The sequence below is a fragment of the Streptomyces cahuitamycinicus genome (assembly GCF_002891435.1).
GTDB lineage: Bacteria > Actinomycetota > Actinomycetes > Streptomycetales > Streptomycetaceae > Streptomyces > Streptomyces cahuitamycinicus.
Genome location: NZ_POUC01001010.1, coordinates 1 through 393, shown reverse-complemented (window position 1 = coordinate 393; position 393 = coordinate 1). Strand labels below are relative to the sequence as shown.

The window sequence follows — 393 nt, the reverse complement described above, 5'->3', positions numbered from 1 at the left end:
GGGTGCCCCAGGCAGTAAGCACCGAAGGCGATGACAGAGCAGGCCGACAGGCGCCGCGCCGTGAGCGACTCCTTCAGGAACAGCCGGCCGAGCAACGCGGCAAACACCACCGATGTTTCGCGCAAGGCCGACACGGGCCCCATCGGCGCGAGTGTCACAGCCCAGATGACGATGCCGTAGGCGATGAGCGAGACTACGCCGCCACCAAACGTCTTGAGCGTGTTGGCGTCGCGCAGGTCGATGTTCAACGGGCCTTTCCACACGCGATAGAGCAGCACCATCGGCAGTCCGTCGAGCATGAACAACCATGCCGAGTACGCATTCGCATTGCCGGCTGCCCTTGCGCCGATGCCGTCGCACACCGTGTAGCACGCGATGAATACGCCCGTGGTG

1 protein-coding gene is annotated in these 393 nt (G+C 64.4%); it reads right to left on the bottom strand.

Features of this window, described 5'->3' with window-relative positions:
- Positions 1-393, bottom strand: a 393-nt coding sequence (locus tag C1J00_RS48785) for an EamA family transporter (RefSeq protein WP_180989949.1), incomplete at both ends; no start/stop codon positions are given.